Raw genomic sequence first — 20,468 nt, forward strand, 5'->3', positions numbered from 1 at the left:
CTCTTTTCTCAATCTTCAATTAGTCTTCTTCAGGCTCATTGAGATCTGATTCATTGTCATTTTGATCAATAATCGTTGAATCATCGACAAGCTGCTCAGTTTCGATTGCTTCCACTTCTTCAAAAGTTTCGTCTTCTTCAACTGCTTCGATCGCCACAACACCGACTAAGATTTCGCTTTCACCTAAACGGATCAAACGAACACCTTGAGCATTACGACCTGTTTGTGCCACTTCAGATGCACGTGTACGAACCAGCGTACCACCATCTGAAATTAACATCAGCTCTTTAGACGCATCAATCGCTACCGCACCAACAAGTTCACCGTTACGTTCAGATGTTTTGATTGCAATAACACCTTTACCGCCACGTTTCTTGGTTGGGAAGTCATCTACTGGTGTACGTTTACCATAACCATTAGCTGAAGCACAAAGTACTTCACCCGTTTCAGGAACAACCACCAATGACACAATACGGCTAATGAGAGCTGAATCAGAGGTATCTTCATCATCCGACTCTACATCCGCATCCTCAGCGTCTTCAGCTTGAGCTGCTGCACCAATGGTCACGCGCATACCACGAACACCTTTGGCAGAACGACCCATTGAACGCACGTCAGTTTCTGCAAAACGAATGGCTTTACCTTCGTTTGAGAACAACATGATTTGTTGTTCGCCGTCGGTAATGGCAACACCGATTAAGGTGTCATCACCATTGAGTTCAATCGCGCGTAGACCGTTTGAACGAACATTCGAGAATTGTTCTAACTCAACACGTTTAATCGTACCGTATTCTGTTGCCATAAATACGTAGAAGTTTTTACGAACGGCTTCCGCTTGCTGTGCAAAGTCATTGATGATTTCATCATCAAGATCAGTCGTAGACAACTCTAGACCCAATTGTTTCAACTGAATACGAAGTGCGTCAGATAAATCATCTGCACCATCTTCAGTCTCAGCAAGTGCAGCTTCTAAGCCCGCAAAATGACTATTAATCACTTCATTGGTTTGTAACTGTGCACTATTGGCTTTTACAAATACTTTAAAGTCAGCCAAACGTTCTTTAAATTTCTTCGGCGCATCGACCACTGGTAAAATAGCGGTGATGGTTTCGTTTTCATCTAATGGCAATAAGTTCACCATCGGACGACCTTTCGCACCACGAGATGCTTGAGGCACTTCATACACTTTCAGACGATAAACTTTACCTACATTGGTAAAGCAAAGCACTGTTGCGTGGTTTGAAGTCACGATCAAATGTTGGATGTAATCGTCTTCTTTCATTGAAGTTGCAGACTTACCACGTCCACCACGACGCTGTGCAGCGTAGTCTGACAATGGTTGAGTTTTTGCATAACCTGATTTAGAAACAGTCAGTACCATTTGCTCTTCAGGGATTAAATCTTCACGAGAGAAGTCGATACGTGATTCCACGATATCGGTACGACGTGCATCGCCATATTGTTGAAGGATTAAAGCCAATTCTTCTTTAATCACGTTCATCAACAAGTTGAAATCGTTCAAAATTGCAGTATATTCAGCAATTTGACCAAGAATTTCTGTATATTCAGCTTGTAACTTGTCTTGTTCTAGACCGGTTAAGCGATGTAAACGAAGTTCTAAGATCGCACCTACTTGGGTTGGAGACAGACGATAAATATCACCTGTTAAACCAAATGGACGTGCTGGATCTTCGCCTTCAATTTCATCTGGACGGACAGATACCGCGCCTGCTTTTTCAAGCAAGGCAACAACACCACCACCTGCCCACTCGCCCGCTTGTAAACGTTCGCGCGCTTCGCTTGGGTTTGCAGATGTTTTGATGGTTTCAATGATCGCATCGATATTTGCCAGAGCAACCGTCAAACCTTCTAAGATATGTCCACGCTCACGTGCTTTACGCAATTCGAACATGGTACGGCGTGTAACCACTTCCTGACGGTGACGGATAAACGCTGCAATAATATCCTTCAAGTTCATTAACTTAGGCTGACCATTATCGAGGCATACCATGTTAATGCTGAATGAATTTTCTAATTGGGTATTTTGGAATAGGTTATTTACAATCACTTCGGCGTTTTCACCACGCTTCAAGTCAATTGCAATACGCATCCCTTCTTTATCTGATTCATCACGAAGTTCAGAAATACCTTCAAGTTTTTTCTCTTTAACCAACTCAGCAATACGTTCAATGGTTTTTGCTTTGTTAACTTGATAAGGAATTTCAGTGAAGACAATCGTGCTACGGCCCGATTTTTGGTCTTCTTCAATGTGATATTTACCACGGATATGCAAACGGCCTTTACCAGTACGGTACGCATCGACAATGCCTGATTTACCGTAAATGATGCCGCCTGTAGGGAAGTCTGGACCAGAAATATGTTCCATTAACCCTTCAATGCTAATGTGCGGATCGTTGGCATAAGCAAGACATGCATTAATGACTTCTGTCATGTTATGCGGAGCCATATTGGTTGCCATACCTACAGCAATACCAGCTACACCGTTAATCAACAAGTTAGGCACACGTGTTGGCATGACTTGTGGAATACGTTCAGAACCGTCGTAGTTGTCTTCCCACTCTACGGTATCTTTCTCAAGATCCGCTAAAAGTTCGTGGGTTAATTTACGCATACGAACTTCGGTATAACGCATTGCTGCTGCACTGTCACCATCGACAGAACCGAAGTTACCCTGACCATCAACCAATTGATAGCGTAAACTGAAATCTTGAGCCATACGAACAATGGTTTCGTATACAGCTAAGTCACCATGTGGGTGATATTTACCGATGACGTCACCGACTACACGGGCAGACTTTTTGTAAGCTTTGTTGTAGTCATTGCCCAATTCGTGCATTGCAAAAAGCACACGACGGTGAACAGGTTTGAGACCATCTCGGACATCTGGCAACGCACGTGACACAATCACGCTCATTGCATAATCGAGATATGAGCTCTTCAGTTCATCCTCAATGGCAATCGGTCTAATTTCCGATACGCTCATGCATACTCCTTGTTATACAAGCAGAATTCTGCCCGCATTTATATATCGTAAATCTGTAAAAATTAGTTCAAAAAATACTGAACCAATATCAAAAATCAAGTCGGACAGTATAGCATAAAAACCCTGATTTTTGTGCCAATCATCTTGCACTAGAACCATGATTTTTTGTATTTATTTTAAGCATTTTGATTTTATTTGCTGTGAAAAAAACCTCTACGAATAGAGGTTATTTAATGTTCAAAAAAAATCTTTTCGAAGCTTCAAATTTAGGCGCATAAATGTGATAAAAATCACTCTTTATGATATTGCATGACCTCTAATTCTTGAGGTACATGATCCTGCTGCATCCATGGGTATGCTGTTAAAAACAAACCTAAAATAAGCGGAAATTCATAAACTTCTTCGATGAAATCTTTATAAGCCAAATCGTACAAAAAGAAAAAACTGAGACTTCGACTATGCTCAACTGCATCAGAAATAAGTAAGCCCAATATCACCAAGCCTAATGGCCAAATTGGCAAAGCCAAGGTTTTTAGTTTATGTACAATTTCTTGACGCAAATAAGGCGAAAACAGCATAAAGACGACTGGTGCAATCATGAATACCGAAATTAAACGAAAATACGGTTTAGGCACATCAGGAAAAAAGTCACGTCCCCAACTAATACTGCGACCAAATAGCAACAACCACCATGCGACAGCCCACAACCAAAATTGTTTCTTTCCATCTTGCATTTCAAGTGGTCGAATATAGAAAAAAGTAAAAATCGCAAAAAACAGCAATAACAATGCTTGGATCGATTCAACTGCTGTAACAGTCATTCCATCAAATAAAGGAAAAGAGATACTTTGTAAAACAGGAAAAAGTAAACAGCAGATCATCAGCACCAATACACTGACTGGTAACTGAAAATCAAATTTCAAAGGGAGACTCCGCCTAAAAGGCAAGTTCAATAAAAAAGCAATGTTAACACAAAATATACAATCCCTTAAGCTTGCTTTAAGTTTAAGATTCAAACTTGAAAGATAAATTTTTATTATTTTATTTTAAATCTTTGTATTTGTTATAATTTATTAATTTACATCCTATTACCAAGCGATTGCGCCTGCTTACTTACCATTTAAGTTTCAACATACGTTTAGCTTACGCTACAGTAGTGTCTAATACCAATAATAAGAAATCACATCGTATGAATATTGAAGTACTAAATTAAGAATCCACTACCCCCATAAGCATGAAACATCTAAATGCAATTTATATATTTACATTTACGTATAATTAATCGATTAAACATAACCAAGAAGACCTACTAATTCTTCAAACAATAAAAACGCCCCTAAACCATAAGCTTAGGAGCGTTTTGAACTGCGTTCAGAAATTAGATTTTAGATACTAATTCTGGAACTACAGTGTTCAAATCACCCACTAACCAGTAGTCAGCTACTGAGTTAATTGGCGCTTCTTCATCTTTGTTGATCGCAACGATCACTTTAGATTCTTTCATACCTGCCAAGTGCTGAATCGCACCAGAGATACCAACAGCGATGTACAAGTCAGGAGCAACGATTTTACCTGTTTGACCCACTTGCATATCGTTTGGTACGAAACCAGCATCAACTGCTGCACGAGATGCGCCTTGCGCAGCACCAAGCTTGTCCGCTAATGGATCAAGAACAGTGTGATAGTTTTCACCTGAACCTACACCACGACCACCAGACACAACGATACGCGCAGCTGTTAATTCTGGACGTTCAGATTTCACGATTTCTTCAGAAACGAACTTAGAAATACCAGCATCACCAGTAGATGCAACAGCTTCAACTGCAGCAGAGCCGCCTTCGCTTGCAACAGCATCAAATGCAGTACCACGAACAGTCGCAACTACAACAGACTCGCCAGACTCTACAGTTGCAATCGCGTTGCCTGCATAGATTGGACGTTTGAAAGTTTTAGGACCTTCAACAGCAATGATGTCAGTGATCATGCTTACGTCAAGTAGCGCAGCAGCACGTGGAAGTACGTTTTTGCCCGTTGTCGTAGAAGCAGCAAGGATGTGAGTGTAACCCGCACCGATAGAAGCAACTAATTTAGCAACGTTTTCAGCCAATTGATTAGCATAAGCAGCGTCGTCAGCAAGTAATACTTTGCTTACACCCGCAACTTTAGCTGCTTGGTCTGCAACTGCTTGAGCGCCTGAACCAGCTACTAATACAGTGATATCACCACCGATTTTTTGCGCTGCAGCAACAACGTTAAGAGTTGCACCATTTAGTGCTTTGTTGTCGTGCTCAGCGATAACTAAAATACTCATGATTTTTATCCTTCTGTATTAGATCACTTTCGCTTCGTTTTTCAATTTATCTACAAGCTCGTCTACAGACTTCACTTGTACGCCCGCTTTACGTTCTGCAGGAGCTTCAACTTTAACAGTTTTAAGCTTAGTCGCAGGTGAAACGCCATAATCAGCAGGTGACTTAGTATCAAGCGGTTTTTTACGCGCTTTCATAATGTTTGGAAGAGCAGCATAACGTGGCTCATTCAAACGCAAGTCAGTGGTGATAATTGCAGGAAGTGCAAGTTCAACAGTTTGTAAACCACCGTCAATTTCACGAGTCACTTGTACTTTGTCGCCTTCAACTTTAACTTCTGAAGCGAAAGTACCTTGGCCAGCACCTAAAAGCGCGCCAAGCATCTGACCAACTTGGTTAGAGTCGTCATCAATTGCTTGTTTACCAAGAAGGATCAATTGAGGTTGTTCAGCGTCTACAACACCTTTTAGGATTTTTGCAACTTCAAGTGCACCTAACTGGCTGTCGTCAGCTTCAACAAGGATACCGCGGTCTGCACCAAGCGCCATAGAAGAACGGATTTGTTCTTGAGCTTCTTTAGGACCAATAGAAACAACAACGATTTCTGAAACAGTTCCTTTTTCTTTTAAACGAACCGCTTCTTCCACTGCGATTTCACAGAATGGGTTAATTGACATTTTAACGTTCGTTAAGTCAACACCACTGTTGTCCGGCTTAACGCGAACTTTAACGTTGGCATCAACCACACGTTTTACAGCAACAAGAGCCTTCATGTAATCCTCGGCTGTTTTAGCAAATGTAAATGTTGAGAAAAGTTATATTAACTCTTCACTTTAAATTTTTTAGGTGCCCTATCTTGCAATGTGTACGGCATTTCGGTCAAGTCACAATTATCGAAAGACCTGTAAAAAAGCGTAATTTCCTTGAACTTATCGTTCACATTTTTTAGAGAATGGTTCAGTTATCCAAAAAAACGCATTATTCAGTTATTTTTTAAGCATTGATTTTTATTATTTTTTTACTTGATTTAGCTCATCAAAAGATCTGATTTAATATCAATTTTCGATCAATCTTTCTGAAATAGAGCTTTCCCTCTACACATTCGGCAACATATCTAAACTTGTCATTTAAGATAGAAGCATAATGAATTTAGCGTTCATTTCACTTTTCTGAAGCTAATTGGTGGGTTTTTCTCTCTTTCTTGTTCTTAATATCTGCCGATATTCAGCACATATAAAAAAACCTCCGCTTCCACGAAGGTTTTAGTTAAGGCATTTATTTCTATTTACATTTACTGTTTTTAATTGGCAATTAACCATGTCGCAGCAAGAGCCAATAAACCGCCTGATGTACCATCGATCCACTTTTGTTTGCGTTCATCAATTTGAGTTTTTTGTGTAATACGTGCAAAGACCACACTTAAACTACAATACACCACAAAAATCAGCCCAATAAAAATGAAGGACAAAATCAAACCTTGGCTCACGGTACTCGCTGATTTATTGATAAATTGCGGCAAAATTGCAAAATATATCAACATTCCTTTCGGGTTCAGTAAAGCCGTAAAAAAGCCTTTTTTAATCGGGTTGGACGCTGACTTTTTCTCAATACTTAATTTTTTACTGCTAAATACTGAACGCAGTAAATGCGTTGCCAAATATAAAAGATAAGCAATCCCCAACCAGCGGATTGTTTCAAACAGTAGTGGAAATGACACGATAATCGCAGCAATACCCAATGCCACCAAAATCGAGTGAACCAAGTAACCTGAGCATACCCCCACTGTTGCCATCATGCCTGCTTTTGCATCCTTACCCATCACTTGTGACAGGATAAAAAGCATATCGGGTCCTGGTGTGAAAATAAGGGGAATTACCGTTAAGGCAAATAAAGCAAATACAGACATTTCAATTTTCCCTTTCTATGTCCTGAAAGTGAAATTAGTATGTTTGAATCGCTTTAAAATAGGATATCAAATATTCTATAATAGATATTATTTTTAGAATTATATTCTATTTCATGAAGACATCTTCTAAGTCAATTCTAGTTAAACTGGATCGTATTGATAAAAATATCATTCGCGCACTTCAAAATAATGGTCGTATGCAAAATAATGACTTAGCCAAGGAAATTGGACTCTCTCCTTCTTCTTGTTTACGTCGGGTCAAATTACTCGAAGAAGCAGGTGTGATTCAGAATTACACCACCGTGGTCGATCCACAAAAGATTGGCTTTCAATTGATTTTATTCTCTCGTATTTGGTTGACTGGGCAAGATGCTGAAACCATCGATACTTTTATCGAAGCGATGAAAGAACTTCCTCAAGTCATGGAGTGCTACATTATTTTGGGTGAGTGCGATGCAATGCTCAAAGTTGTAGTTCCTGACCTAGAAAGTTACCGTAAATTTCAGTCTACTCACTTAACCAAGAAAAATGGCATCACTAGTGTAAAGACTGATTTACCAAGCCAAATCATCAAACAAAGCTTCCAGTTACCGTTAGAAGATTTATAAACAGAAATTGGTCTGCCAAGGAACAACTCAAGCATCAGAAACGACGAGGCTGATACTACAAGCTTGCCAATGTAGTGACGGATTACCTTCACAGCCTCGAATGCAAATACTTAGCTATGCGGTATTTCATTATATTTTAAGCAAAGAAAAATAATGATTTGCGGCAATTGAATAGGAAATATCTAGGAGGTCTTTGAGCTCAATTGCTCAAGTAGGAAAACCATTGATTGGATTGACAGGCTCTCGCTATCAAAACTGAACAAATTGAATCAAGAGCAGCGAAACGGATTGGCATTTAGAGATTTTTGTTTAGGCAACTAAGCTATGCAAAGAAGATCAACACTCTAACGCTCTGCTCACAAGCATCTCAAAATGTCATGGAGCGAGTGATATAAGGGCTAAACATCCAAAAACCAATGAAGATAGCCCATGAGTAGTTTATTTGCCCTATGGTTTAGGCTGGCTGATTTTCCAAAAAGTCACGATGGATGTGGCTTAGGTCAATAAGTTCATATTGTGCCAAATCAAAAATACGCCAAATGGTGAGGGCATCTTCTTTGCTGTCAAATTTTACAGTTGCTTTATTGCTAAGCTGCCACTGTTTATCCGAAATCCAAATAAAATATTGGCCCGTCGCCGCATTAAACGCCTGAACTTTACCATCGGCATTAATCCCTTGAAGCTGTGAACCTTCTGGTAATACAGCTTCTATTTCAGGCAAACCAATTTCAACAAAGTGTTTGATTTGGCGTAAGCCGTATCCTGCAAAAATTTCTTTTTGCTGACCATTTAACTGGTCATATTTTTCTTGAATATCTGAAATCATGGTATGGCCTATATATTTTTAACGGTACAGCAATTTAGTAAATGGCGAATTTCACTTCAGCACTTACGTCAATTCAATAATGGACAATTTTTATACCCGATAATTTGAATTTTTATAATGCGACAATAGTTCAAAATGTCGGTCAATTTTACCAATATTTTTTCACATCCTTATTTAATTTTCATGAAGTAGACCACTTTAGGATGCAAAATGTGAAATCTAGCCTGTGAATTTAAGCAAAATTTAGACCACTGAGTACCAAAGTCGTTTTTGCAATTGTTACGAATCTTTATGCTGTGCCCTTGGATGGGCCTGATCATACACTTGTGCCAATCGATCAAAATCCACATGGGTATAAATTTGTGTAGTGGTTAAATTACTATGACCCAACATTTCTTGTACAGCACGCAAGTCACCGCTATTGGACAACATATGGCTAGCGAAGCAATGTCGTAATAAATGCGGATGTAAATCGACATTTACACCTGCACGTCGAGCTTGAAATTTAACTCGATTTTCTATTTGTCTTACCCCCAGTGGATTACCTTTTTGAGTGATAAAAACTTGGGCTTCTGGGACAAAATCACCATGCCATGCAGGATATAATTGCAACCAATGCATCACAGCCTCTTTGGCTTTAGAACCAAAAGGTACAATGCGCGTTTTATTCCCTTTACCCGTAATACGTAACAGTTGGCGATTAAAATCAATATCTCGAATGGTTAAGCCCTGCACTTCAGCCAAACGTAAACCACTTGAATATAGCAGCTCCAAAATCGCTTTATCACGTATCCAAAGCTGCCGTTGAGTTTCACTTTCTGGCTCAGGCTGTTCCATGATTTGTTTAATGGTTTCAATATCGACCAATCCAGGTAAAGGACGTGATTGGCGTTTGAGCTGAAAATCATCTGCGGGGTTGAAACTAAGATAATCCCCTTGTTCTGCCCATTTCATAAATTGGCGTATCGAAGATAACATGCGCTGCAAACTACTTGGACTGAGCTGAAACTGTTCCACTTTATGAGCAACAAATTCACGCAGATCTGACTTTTCAACATCATGCAGTGGCAAGTTGCGTATTGTACAAAATTGGAGAAAATCACTGACATCGCGCTCATACGCTTGCAAGGTATGTTTAGACTGATTTTGAATTTCACGTTCCTTCAACCACATAGCCAGTAGTTGACTCTGATCCATCGTCACCTGTCTTCTCCCATTTCAACATGTGCTTTAGCGTTGTGGTACGTTCTCTAAAGCGATCTTACATATCTGTTTTATGAAAAGAGTCTAGCAAAGAACCCCTTAGGCTTACCATCAACACGTTGGTAAAAAGCTTGCGTTTCATTAAGCAAATACCCTTCTACACCATCGACACTGTGCGGATTGACATGGATTAAATCCACTGGGCATTGCTCTTTTAAACTATCCTGTGTGATACGACCAATTTTACTGTGCAATTCTTGAATTTGTTGTTCAGATAATCCTGCTTCTAAATCTAATCCGATCAACAAAGTCGGTGAATCATCTCGAGCTTGATTCAGCATTTGCGCTAAATAAGCAGCTTTTACCACACGCTCTGTGCCGAAAAAAATGCTTAATTGATCAATCATAAACTGCGGATATTCCGCCGGCTGACCAATTAAAACTTCCGTATCTTCCGTAACTTCATAGTTTTCTGAGGGCTGAATATACTGCCCGTTCAGCAAATGTTGAATTTCTTCTGGTACAAAGTCCTTCGTCGCATCAGGTGATTGTGGATTCAATACAAGCCTTGCTCCTAAAGTCATTTCAAATAATGCCTTGGTTGGTAGCCGGATATACGACTCCTCTTCAGATATTGCTAAACGCATTTTTTCCAAGGACGTAAAAAATGGAATGACGCAATCATATGTTTCATCTTCCCATGATTTCAATTGAATACGGTCGCCTTCATCCAAGATCAAATCTTCGGCAATACGTGAATCACGTCCCCCTGTTGTTCCCACACAATACACATTGGCTGCCAATAACTGAGCTAAAAATTCGGGTCGATACGCGGGTTCATGTAAGGCTTTATGAAAAAGTTGTTCTAAGATTTCTTCTTTTATTTCTTCGTTTATTTGTTCCATGTTGATTCCAATCCAATTGAATTATAATTTTTTATTCACTTTTTATTTTATGAAAAAAGCCCTGAATGAATCAGGGCTTTGATTTTAACCTTGGAAGTAACTTAAATCTAAGCGTCCTTCGTAAACTGTTGCAGTTGGTCCAGTCATCCAGACTACACCACCTTCTTGCCACTCAATCTGTAGCTTACCACCTGCCAACTCAATTTCGACTGAATTGGCTAATAAACCACGACGCATACCTGATACTGCCGCTGCACAAGCACCTGTACCACAGGCCATAGTCTCACCGACACCACGTTCAAATACACGTAAGCGTGCATGTTTCTCATCCACAATTTGCATAAAACCAGCATTTACACGCTGTGGAAAACGCTCATGCGATTCGACTTGTGGACCAATTTTAGCGACGTCTGCAGTAATGACATCAGGAACGATCGTCACTGCATGCGGATTACCCATACTCACTACATCAATGGTGAGCTGTTCATTATTCGCCAATGCAATGTCGTATAAGTTTTCAGGCTCTTCCGCAATAAATGGAATTTCATGCGGCAAAAAGCGTGGATAACCCATATTGACGCGCACCCAACCATTTACACCTAATTCAGGCTCTACGATACCTGACTTGGTTTGTACTTTGATTTTGGTTTTGCTGGTCAACTTACGTTCATGCACAAAGCGCGCAAAACAACGTACGCCATTTCCGCATTGTTCAACTTCCGAACCATCTGCATTAAAAATACGATATTTAAAATCGACATTGGGTAAATCAGGTGGTTCTACAATCAAAAGCTGATCAAAACCAATACCAAAATGACGATCGGCCAAACGTTGAATCGTCACTGTATCTAAATAAGCCCGTTGGCTAATCAGATCGACCACCATAAAGTCATTGCCAAGGCCATGCATTTTGGTAAATTCTAATAACATCTCGAATTTCTCCTTAAGGCAATAAACGTTCACGTTCCCATAATGATTCGATGGTTTCACGCTCACGAATCAAATGAGACTGATCACCATCAACCATCACTTCAGCAGCACGTCCACGGCTGTTGTAGTTTGAACTCATGACAAAACCATAAGCACCCGCACCCAATACTGCAAGCACGTCATTTTCTTGAATCGCCAACTGACGTTGCTTACCGAGGAAATCGCCAGTTTCGCAAATCGCGCCAACAACATCCCAGTCTTTCTTTTCAGTATCTGTACGAGGTGTTACTTCCTGAATATCCATCCATGCTTCATATAAAGCGGGACGGATTAAGTCGTTCATTGCAGCATCAATAATGGCAAAATTACGATGATTGGTCGGTTTGAGTAAATCAACTTTGGTTAACAACACGCCTGCATTTGCAGAAATACTACGCCCCGGTTCCATATACACCTTAAGGCCTAATTTTTCTAATGCAGGACGCATTGCCTGAGCATATTCTTCAACAGTTGGTGGAACTTCGTCTTTGTAGGTCACGCCTAAACCACCACCGATATCGATGTGTTTTAGGTGAATCCCCATCTCTTTCAATTGATTGATCATCACAATGATACGATCAAGTGCATCAACAAAAGGCTGAGTTTCAGTCAACTGTGAACCGATATGGCAATCAATCCCGATTATCTCAAGATTTGGCAATGATGCCGCATACGCATAAGTGTCAAAAACGCTGTCTGAAGGAATACCGAATTTATTTTCTTTTAAACCCGTAGAGATATAAGGATGCGTTTTAGCATCCACATCTGGATTTACGCGCAATGAAATCGGTGCTTTCTTACCCATTGCCGCAGCAACTTTTTGGATTCGATCCAACTCTGCATGTGATTCAACGTTAAAACATGCAATACCCACGTCCAATGCTTTTTGGATATCGGCTTCAGTTTTACCCAAACCTGAGAATACAATTTTAGAAGCTTCACCACCGGCTTTTAATACACGTGCGAGTTCACCACCCGTCACGATATCAAAACCAGCGCCCTGCTTGGCAAGTACGTTTAACACCGCAAGATTAGAGTTTGACTTTACCGCAAAACAAATTTGATGGTCGATAAAGCTAAATGCACGATCCATATCTGAATAATGCTTTTCAAAAGTAGCTTTTGAATAAACATAAAGCGGTGTGCCATATTGCTGTGCAAGCTGTTGTAAAGAACATTGCTCTGCATGCAATACCCCATTCGTACGGGTGAAACTCATGAAAGTATCCTTTCTATAAAAGCATTAAGGTGTAGGGTTAGAATTTGAAGATTCCGACTCAGTTGTAACAGGAGCCGCTTGTTTTTCCTGCTTTTGCTGTGCAGGCGTATCTGGATAAATCAGATATTTTGCGCGTTTATCTGCATTTGCATCAGAAGGTAAATGCAATGCACCAGACTGACCACAAGCTGTCAACAGCACAGCACTTGCTAATACAATAATTTTATAATTCATAAAACGATACATAAACGTACCTAATGAAAAGATTTTTCCGAGTATAACGTGATCAACCCGCGGATAAAAGAAAAGCCCTGTAATTCCAAGTGAGCTTTTTGCCATTCTGCACTAAATTTAAGCAAAATTTGATGGTGCTGTTTTCAACCCTTATTTGTCTTTATTTCTAGCTCGATCAGGCTATTGATTTCTCTGAAATAGCTTATCAATTTGAATGCTGTTTAATACAAATCGAAACGCTAATAAACAGTCTGTTTTAACTTAAAATAAGTCCATATCCAAATAAAAAAGCTGCCCCCTCAGGAGCAGCTTTTTATGTTTTTACATCAGATCAAAAATGTAAATTAATGGTGCTTTTTCTTATAAAAACCGAAATAGCCAATAATCAATATGATGAACCAAATCGGGCTCACCATGAGCGCTTTCATGGTATCTGCTTCTAATGACAAAACATAAATCATGCCGATGAAGAAGATAATCACGAGCCAGCAAGTATATAAGCCGCCCGGCAATTTAAAGGTTGATTTCGCATGCAGCTCAGGACGAGTTTTATAGTAAACGATATAGCTCCAGATAATCATGAGCCATACGCAGATAAATAAAATCGTCGAAAGTGTGGTTGCTAAAGTGAAGGCTTCAACCGTGTTCGGAACGAAATACTGTAATGCAGCACCTAACAACAAACAAACTGCCGAGAAATATAACGCATTTGCCGGAACTGCACGTGAGTTTAGACGGCCAAACGCTTTTGGACCTTGCTCTTCACGAGATAAACCAAACAACATACGTGAAGTCGAGAACACACCACTATTCATCGATGACATAACTGATGACAACACCACCAAGTTCATAATAATCGCAGCAGCAGCAATACCGGCTTGGCTAAACAAGTTCACGAATGGTGAAATGCTTGGGTCAATGGCATTCCATGGCGTAACGGACATCACAATCACAAGTGCAAGCACATAGAAAATAATGATACGAATCGGAATCGAGTTCACAGCTTTAGGCAAGTTGTGTTCTGGATCTTTGGTTTCTGCTGCCGTAGTACCCACGAGTTCTACGCCGACAAAGGCAAAAATGGCGATCTGGAAACCTGCCAAGAAGCCAGTTACTCCTGTTGGGAATAGACCACCATGTGACCATAAATGTGTGAATGATGCGATTTCACCTGTCGATGAGGTAAAACCGGTAAAGATCATCCAAAGACCGACACCAATGAGCACCACGATTGCAATAATCTTAATCAGTGCAAACCAAAACTCTAACTCACCAAAAAGTTTAACCGTAACAAGGTTTAAACCCATGATAAATACAATGGCGGCAACACTGATCATCACCCCTTCTTCGGGCGAGAACGGGTTACCTCCATTAAAGAATTGCAGGTAATAAATAATGGCCGATAAATCTGCAATCCCTATAGTGATCCAGCACAGCCAATAGGTCCAACCCACAAAATAACCTGCCCACGGGCCGATTAAGTCAGTTGCAAAATCGATAAAAGATTTATATTCAAGATTTGATAGTAATAACTCGCCTAATGCACGCATGACGAGGAAAACCATAAAACCAATAATCATATAGATAATAAGGATGGACGGACCAGCTAAACTGATGGTCTTTCCTGACCCCATAAATAAACCTGTACCAATCGCACCACCAATCGCAATCAATTGCAGGTGTCGGTTGGACAAGCTTCGTTTCAAATCGCCACTATCAGCGTGCGATCCATGAATTTCATTTGACATTATTTAATTCAACTTCGCGTTCCAATTGCGACAAATTAACGTAAAAATTTCAGAAAATACAAAATTATTTTTCATCATCTATATTTTCGGATTAAGTGACAAAGTTAATTTATTTTTCTTATATATAAAAATCTTAGCGCCAGTTCACATTTTAAAGCGACCAATAAAACAACAATTTACTTGTAATAACTTAAATTTTATGCAAAAAATATTTTACCAACGAAAAAAAAATATGCCAAAAATCATGGAAGTTTCAAACAATGGCATATCAATTGCTACAGATATCAAAAATGTAGCATTCACTCACTCAGGGCCGATAAGAAGAAGATACTATGCAAGAAATTCAAAATATCATGGAAACACTCAGTGGATGGGTCTGGGGCCCATACATGTTGGTCCTCATTGTCGGAACAGGTGTATTCCTCACCTTCCGACTACTTTTCTGGCAATTTCGCATGTTGCCTTTCGCATTCAAACAAGTCTTTGGCAAGCATCCTAAAGCAGATCAACATGATGGCGATATTTCTCATTTCGCCTCACTTATGACCGCACTTTCTGCCACCATTGGTACAGGTAATATTGCCGGTGTAGCCACCGCTTGTGTGCTCGGTGGTCCGGGCGCAGTGTTTTGGATGTGGATGACCGCGCTCTTTGGTATGGCAACCAAATATGGTGAAGGTGTACTCGCTGTAAAGTTTCGTCATAAAAATGAAAATGGCGAAATGAACGGTGGTCCGATGTATTACATCGAACGTGGACTTGGGCCTAAGTGGAAATGGTTGGCAGTGGTATTTGCCCTATTTGGTACTTTGGCATCCTTTGGTATTGGTAGCTCAGTACAGTCCAATACTGTCGCGCTTGCTGTGCAAAACAGCTTAGGGATCAGCACACTCACCACTGCAATCGTCATCACCATATTCTCTGCCCTCGTTATTTTAGGCGGCATCAAATCCATTTCTAAAGCCTCTTCATTTATTGTTCCAATTATGGCGGTAGGTTATGTATTGGGTGGCTTAATCATTATTTTCACCAACCTTGAATTGGTGATCCCTGCACTAAAAATGATCTTTAGCTATGCATTTACGGGCGAAGCTGCTGCGGGTGGTGCGATTGGTGCTGCGATTCGTTATGGTGTGGCACGTGGTGTATTCTCTAATGAAGCAGGTATGGGCTCTGCACCCATTGCCGCTGCGGCTGCAAAAACTGACCACCCAGCACGTCAAGGTCTTGTCTCTATGACAGGTACGTTCTTAGACACCATCATTGTTTGCTCAATTACAGGTATCGTACTGGTGATGGGCTTCATCATGGCGGGACAAAGCTTTGGTGATCAAACGGGTGCCGTACTGACGATTAGTGTTTTTGACAAACTACTTCCTGGCTTCGGTGGTTGGGTCGTGACTTTCGGTATTATTTTCTTCGCTTATTCAACCATTCTGGGTTGGAGCTATTATGGTGAAAAATGCTGTACATACCTCTTAGGTGAAAAGTCAGTACTGATTTATCGCTTAATTTACATCGCATCAGTCTTTGTCGGCTGTGTCGTAACACTCGATCTCGTTTGGTTATTTGCCGATACCTTTAACGGTTTGATGGCTGCACCAAACTGTATTGCACTGTTATTGCTCTCAGGCATCATTGTAAAAGAATCGAAAGATTTTATTGAACGTCGTAAATCAGGTGAATTGTACTAATCCCCTGCTAAACAAAAAGCCACGTGAATTCACGTGGCTTTTTTTTTCGGACTGAAAATCAATATTTACTTATTGAATCGTACCAATTTGACCATCATCAAATTTGTCGTTTTTCGTGTTGCTTTCATTGGCTGCTTCATCTTTTGGATCTGATTCAGTATCTTCAATAAAGCCTTCACCAAATTGGTCACCAAACTCATTTTCAGCATATTCAGAATCTACAGCACTGGCTTCCATCAGATCAGCTTCGATTTCTAGGGCAATTTCCAAAGATAAAGAAAAGAACAATACCCCCTGAATTTTCATGTTCCCTTGTTCATCTTCAAGGTATTCACTGAGGGTTTTATATGCAGGGCTGCTTTCATCAAAAGGCACGTCAAGGTATAAATCACCTGTATAGCTATCGATTAAAGACTCACCTTCTAGCCCCATACAAGGGAAATAGTCGATATTTTGCAGGTCAAACCAGTGCATAACATCATTACGCACCGTATTTTTTTCAGGATGTTGATGATCATATTCTTCAAAATGCACAAATAACACATCACGATTTTTTTCACGTGCGATGGCATCGATATGTCGTAATAGTTCAGTCATGTGGTGACCCATTTCAAAAAATATAATGCGCTATTATAAAGTGCTTACTATGTAAAAGTGCAGCTCTTGAAAATAAAACGACATCAATTGACCTTCAACAGTCATTTCATGCGATAAAAACTTGGTTTTTCGATGTATTCACCGCTATGCTGTGACTCAATTTGAGTTTGTGCACAGTAAATATTATGGCGAAAGCAAAAAGTGTCTATCGATGTGAACAATGTGGTGCTGATCATCCCAAATGGGCCGGTCAATGTACCGAATGTGGTGAATGGAATTCATTAGTCGAAGTCAGTATTGCACCCGCCGTTACACACCGTGCACAGCCTAAAATGGGCGGTGGCTATGCAGGTCAAGCCGCTGCTGTGACCACCTTAAATCAAGTTTCTGTTTCGCATGAAACCCGAATGGCAACAGGTATTGGTGAATTTGACCGTGTGCTTGGCGGTGGACTGGTCACAGGTTCAGTTGTGCTGATTGGTGGTGACCCCGGCATTGGTAAATCCACTATTTTGCTACAAACCGCAACCTATATGGCGGCGAGTAAAAGTTCTGCCTTATATGTCACAGGTGAGGAATCTTTGTCTCAGGTGGCGCTACGTGCCCAACGCCTAGATTTGCCGACCGATCAACTCAAAGTCATGGCAGAAACCTGTGTCGAGCGTATTTGCGAAGTATTGGCACATGAACGCCCTGCCGTGGCCATTTTAGATTCGATCCAAACCTTATACACCGAAACACTCCAGTCTGCGCCGGGCGGTGTTTCCCAAATTCGTGAATCGGCTGCACTCCTGACCCGCTTTGCCAAAAATAGTGGCACAGCATTGTTTATTGTCGGTCACGTAACAAAAGAAGGCTCTTTGGCAGGCCCTCGTGTGCTTGAGCACATGGTCGATTGTGTTTTGTATTTTGAAGGTCAGTCTGACTCGCGCTTCCGTATGATTCGGGCGGTGAAAAACCGTTTTGGTGCGGTCAACGAGCTTGGTGTATTTGGCATGACTGATAAAGGTCTGCGCGAGGTATCAAACCCATCCGCTATTTTCCTGAGTCGTTATGATGAAGCCATTCCGGGTTCCATTGTCATGATTAGCCGTGAAGGTACACGTCCACTTTTGGTTGAAGTTCAGGCTTTGGTAGATGATGCGCACGGACAACCTCGACGCGTGGCCTTAGGTTTAGAACAAAACCGTTTAAACATGCTTTTAGCCGTTATGCACCGTCATGGTGGCGTACAAACTGCAGGACAAGATGTCTATGTCAATGTCGTGGGTGGTTTAAAAATCACAGAAACCGGTTCTGACCTTGCGGTACTTTTAGCCTGCGCCTCTAGCTTAAGAGCTAAAGCCCTGCCACAGCATTTGGCGGTATTTGGCGAAGTTGGACTTTCAGGCGAAATCCGTCCTGTACCCAATGGACAGGAACGACTCAAAGAAGCCATTAAGCATGGCTTCAAAACCATTATTTTACCGCGTGGGAATGCACCGCAAAAACCAATTTCAGGTGTAGAGATTATTTCTGTCGCACGTTTACATGAGGCATTGAGTCAGGCAATTACGCTGACCGATGAGTCTTAGTCACGTTGAATAGTTTATTTTGAATGAATTTTCAATTTTTTACCGATGTTCTATTGAAATTCAGTACAAATGGCGGCATAACTAGATGGCTATTTTAACTTTATATAGATATAGGAAAATTTGATGGAAGTTCGACAGCGTGGTTTGATGACTGCTCTTTTAACAGCAGCCCTTTTGGTAGCGCCGATTGCAGAAGCGAAACGTGCCGGTGGTGGTAAAAGCCATGGTATGAGCCGTCAAGCTGCTCCAACTCAGTCTTATCAGCAACCTCGTCAATCTGCTCCTGTTCAACAGCCTGCAACTGCTGGCGCTCCAGCAAAATCTGGCTCGAATGTGGGCGGAATGGTTGCAGCTGGTGTGGCTGGTGCTGCAATTGGTGCAGTCGCTGCAAATGCGATGGCCGATGACAACAATGGTCAAGCAGCTTCTGAAGCGCAAGCTCAACAACAGGAAGAGAAAGGTGGTATTCCAGGCTGGATCTGGATTTTACTTGCCGCTGCTGTTGCCTTCTTCATTTTCCGTAAGATGGGCGCAAAAAAAAAACTAGCCGCTAACAATCCGTATGCGCCAAACAGCGGTGCAAACAATGCACCGTTTGGCCAGCAAAATGCTGCACCTCGTGCAGGCAATGACAATACGAATATTTTTGGTAATTCTGTAGGCGGCAATTCAGCTTCAAATGCTCCATTTGGTGCTGCTGCTGCAACGAACGCGCCTTTTGGTTCTGCCTATACCAACAGCGGCAATCAATTGCCTGATGGTACAGAACCAGCAACATTCTTACGTGTTGCACGTCAGCGTTTTAACCACATTCAATCGATGAATACGGCAAGCAACATTTCTGAAATTCAGCGTTACTTAACGCCTGACCTTTACCAGTCTATGTATAACGACATTATGGCGAATAAAGATGAAGACGTTGCTGAGTTTTCTAACTTAAATGCTATGGTGGTCGATTCTGCGAACGAAAATGGTCAATACGTTGTAAGTGTGCGTTTTACAGGTACTGTTAGTGAAGACTTAAATAGCCTGCCACAGCCATTTGCTGAAGTATGGCATTTTGTTAAACCTGCGGGTTCTGATCAAGACTGGTTAGTTGCAGGCATTCAACAAGAGCAATAATGTAGACATTTAAGCATTCTTGCATTCTAAAATAGCGACTTCGGTCGCTATTTTTTTGCCTTTATTTCCCTCTTTTTTAATTCAACTTCAACTCAGCATGCTGAAAAATCAATAATTTTGTGAATACATTATTTTAATTATTAATAATAATTGTTATCATTTAGATTAGCTTTAATACAATTTCCAAGCGCTTAAGTATTTTATGAATAGCTCACCACCTGAGGCACTCGTGCCCCCCTCACATCTGCGCTGCCTAAAGCGCGTAAAGACACCCCCTCTCTATTGACCTATCGCTTGATGATTTTCTATCGCTTTGCCCTCGCTTTAGTGGGCGGATATGTTGTCGCGATGCTATCTGCCATGGTGATCGCAGATGTGTTTAGCGAAGACCGTGGAACTGCAGCCATGAGTGCAACTTTAATTGCGTTTATCCTGTGGAGCTGTGCATTTATTTGGGTCTTTATGGTGAATAAAACCCTCAAAGCAACTTTAGGCATTGTGATCCCTGCGGTGTGTTTGTATGCCATTTACATGATGATGGGAAGCTAAA

17 protein-coding genes and 1 pseudogene are annotated in these 20,468 nt (G+C 40.9%); 5 read left to right on the forward strand and 13 right to left on the reverse strand.

Annotation, left to right across the window (positions count from 1 at the left end; genetic code table 11):
* Nucleotides 1–19 precede the first annotated feature (19 nt).
* The 5 genes from gyrA to FTU79_RS04890 form a co-directional block, all read right to left on the reverse strand.
* The gene (gyrA, locus tag FTU79_RS04870; protein ID WP_180049048.1) at nt 20–3,004 is read right to left on the reverse strand and encodes a DNA gyrase subunit A; all 2,985 of its coding nucleotides are present in this window, start codon (nt 3,002–3,004) and stop codon (nt 20–22) included.
* A 290-nt stretch (nt 3,005–3,294) separates the two neighbouring features.
* Nucleotides 3,295–3,927, reverse strand: coding sequence for a hypothetical protein (locus tag FTU79_RS04875; protein WP_180049050.1), 633 nt, complete (start codon nt 3,925–3,927; stop codon nt 3,295–3,297).
* Nucleotides 3,928–4,382: 455 nt separating this feature from the next.
* Nucleotides 4,383–5,315, reverse strand: a complete 933-nt coding sequence (locus FTU79_RS04880; protein ID WP_111883923.1) for an FAD-binding protein — start codon at nt 5,313–5,315, stop codon at nt 4,383–4,385.
* Between the two features lie 18 nt (nt 5,316–5,333).
* Nucleotides 5,334–6,086: an electron transfer flavoprotein subunit beta/FixA family protein gene (locus tag FTU79_RS04885; protein ID WP_078192067.1), complete on the reverse strand. Its 753-nt coding sequence runs from the start codon at nt 6,084–6,086 to the stop codon at nt 5,334–5,336.
* 527 nt (nt 6,087–6,613) lie between these two features.
* Complete coding sequence (locus tag FTU79_RS04890; protein ID WP_180049051.1) at nt 6,614–7,219, reverse strand: LysE family translocator; 606 nt, start codon at nt 7,217–7,219, stop codon at nt 6,614–6,616.
* A 113-nt stretch (nt 7,220–7,332) separates the two neighbouring features.
* Between FTU79_RS04890 and FTU79_RS04895 the strand changes: the two genes are divergently transcribed.
* Complete coding sequence (locus tag FTU79_RS04895; protein ID WP_078190405.1) at nt 7,333–7,827, forward strand: Lrp/AsnC family transcriptional regulator; 495 nt, start codon at nt 7,333–7,335, stop codon at nt 7,825–7,827.
* Between the two features lie 454 nt (nt 7,828–8,281).
* Here FTU79_RS04895 and FTU79_RS04900 read toward each other — a convergent pair whose 3' ends face one another.
* From FTU79_RS04900 to FTU79_RS04930, 7 genes are all read right to left on the reverse strand, one after another.
* Entirely contained in the window at nt 8,282–8,653 is a 372-nt protein-coding gene (locus FTU79_RS04900; protein ID WP_078190406.1) for a hypothetical protein, read from the reverse strand.
* A gap of 279 nt (nt 8,654–8,932) precedes the next feature.
* Nucleotides 8,933–9,850 carry a tyrosine recombinase XerC gene (locus FTU79_RS04905; RefSeq protein WP_180049082.1) on the reverse strand — a complete coding sequence of 306 codons (918 nt, stop codon included), beginning with the start codon at nt 9,848–9,850 and terminating at the stop codon, nt 8,933–8,935.
* Nucleotides 9,851–9,927: 77 nt separating this feature from the next.
* Nucleotides 9,928–10,761, reverse strand: coding sequence for an enhanced serine sensitivity protein SseB C-terminal domain-containing protein (locus FTU79_RS04910; protein ID WP_168378269.1), 834 nt, complete (start codon nt 10,759–10,761; stop codon nt 9,928–9,930).
* An 84-nt stretch (nt 10,762–10,845) separates the two neighbouring features.
* On the reverse strand, nt 10,846–11,691 hold the full coding sequence (gene dapF / locus FTU79_RS04915) for a diaminopimelate epimerase (protein ID WP_180026692.1): 846 nt from the start codon (nt 11,689–11,691) through the stop codon (nt 10,846–10,848).
* A gap of 13 nt (nt 11,692–11,704) precedes the next feature.
* Entirely contained in the window at nt 11,705–12,949 is a 1,245-nt protein-coding gene (lysA, locus tag FTU79_RS04920; RefSeq protein WP_180049053.1) for a diaminopimelate decarboxylase, read from the reverse strand.
* A 24-nt stretch (nt 12,950–12,973) separates the two neighbouring features.
* Complete coding sequence (locus tag FTU79_RS04925) at nt 12,974–13,183, reverse strand: lipoprotein (protein ID WP_373685129.1); 210 nt, start codon at nt 13,181–13,183, stop codon at nt 12,974–12,976.
* Nucleotides 13,184–13,527: 344 nt separating this feature from the next.
* Nucleotides 13,528–14,931, reverse strand: a complete 1,404-nt coding sequence (locus FTU79_RS04930; protein WP_078192075.1) for an amino acid permease — start codon at nt 14,929–14,931, stop codon at nt 13,528–13,530.
* Nucleotides 14,932–15,263: 332 nt separating this feature from the next.
* Between FTU79_RS04930 and FTU79_RS04935 the strand changes: the two genes are divergently transcribed.
* Nucleotides 15,264–16,625, forward strand: coding sequence for a sodium:alanine symporter family protein (locus FTU79_RS04935; protein WP_180049055.1), 1,362 nt, complete (start codon nt 15,264–15,266; stop codon nt 16,623–16,625).
* A 240-nt stretch (nt 16,626–16,865) separates the two neighbouring features.
* On the opposite strand, the pseudogene FTU79_RS04940 reads toward FTU79_RS04935, so the two are convergent.
* A pseudogene (locus FTU79_RS04940) lies at nt 16,866–17,222 on the reverse strand (hypothetical protein); the annotation flags it as partial.
* 185 nt (nt 17,223–17,407) lie between these two features.
* Between FTU79_RS04940 and radA the strand changes: the two are divergent.
* The 3 genes from radA to FTU79_RS04955 all read left to right on the forward strand — a co-directional run bounded on the left by radA (nt 17,408) and on the right by FTU79_RS04955 (nt 20,467).
* Nucleotides 17,408–18,796: a DNA repair protein RadA gene (gene radA, locus FTU79_RS04945; protein ID WP_180026689.1), complete on the forward strand. Its 1,389-nt coding sequence runs from the start codon at nt 17,408–17,410 to the stop codon at nt 18,794–18,796.
* A 123-nt stretch (nt 18,797–18,919) separates the two neighbouring features.
* Entirely contained in the window at nt 18,920–19,918 is a 999-nt protein-coding gene (locus FTU79_RS04950) for a Tim44 domain-containing protein (RefSeq protein ID WP_180049058.1), read from the forward strand.
* Nucleotides 19,919–20,167: 249 nt separating this feature from the next.
* A complete protein-coding gene (locus FTU79_RS04955; RefSeq protein ID WP_180049084.1) occupies nt 20,168–20,467 on the forward strand; it encodes a hypothetical protein in 300 nt (99 codons plus the stop codon).
* The last annotated feature ends 1 nt before the right edge of the window (nt 20,468 follow it).

Origin of the sequence: Acinetobacter sp. YH12144, assembly GCF_013418345.1 — a bacterium.
GTDB lineage: Bacteria > Pseudomonadota > Gammaproteobacteria > Pseudomonadales > Moraxellaceae > Acinetobacter > Acinetobacter amyesii.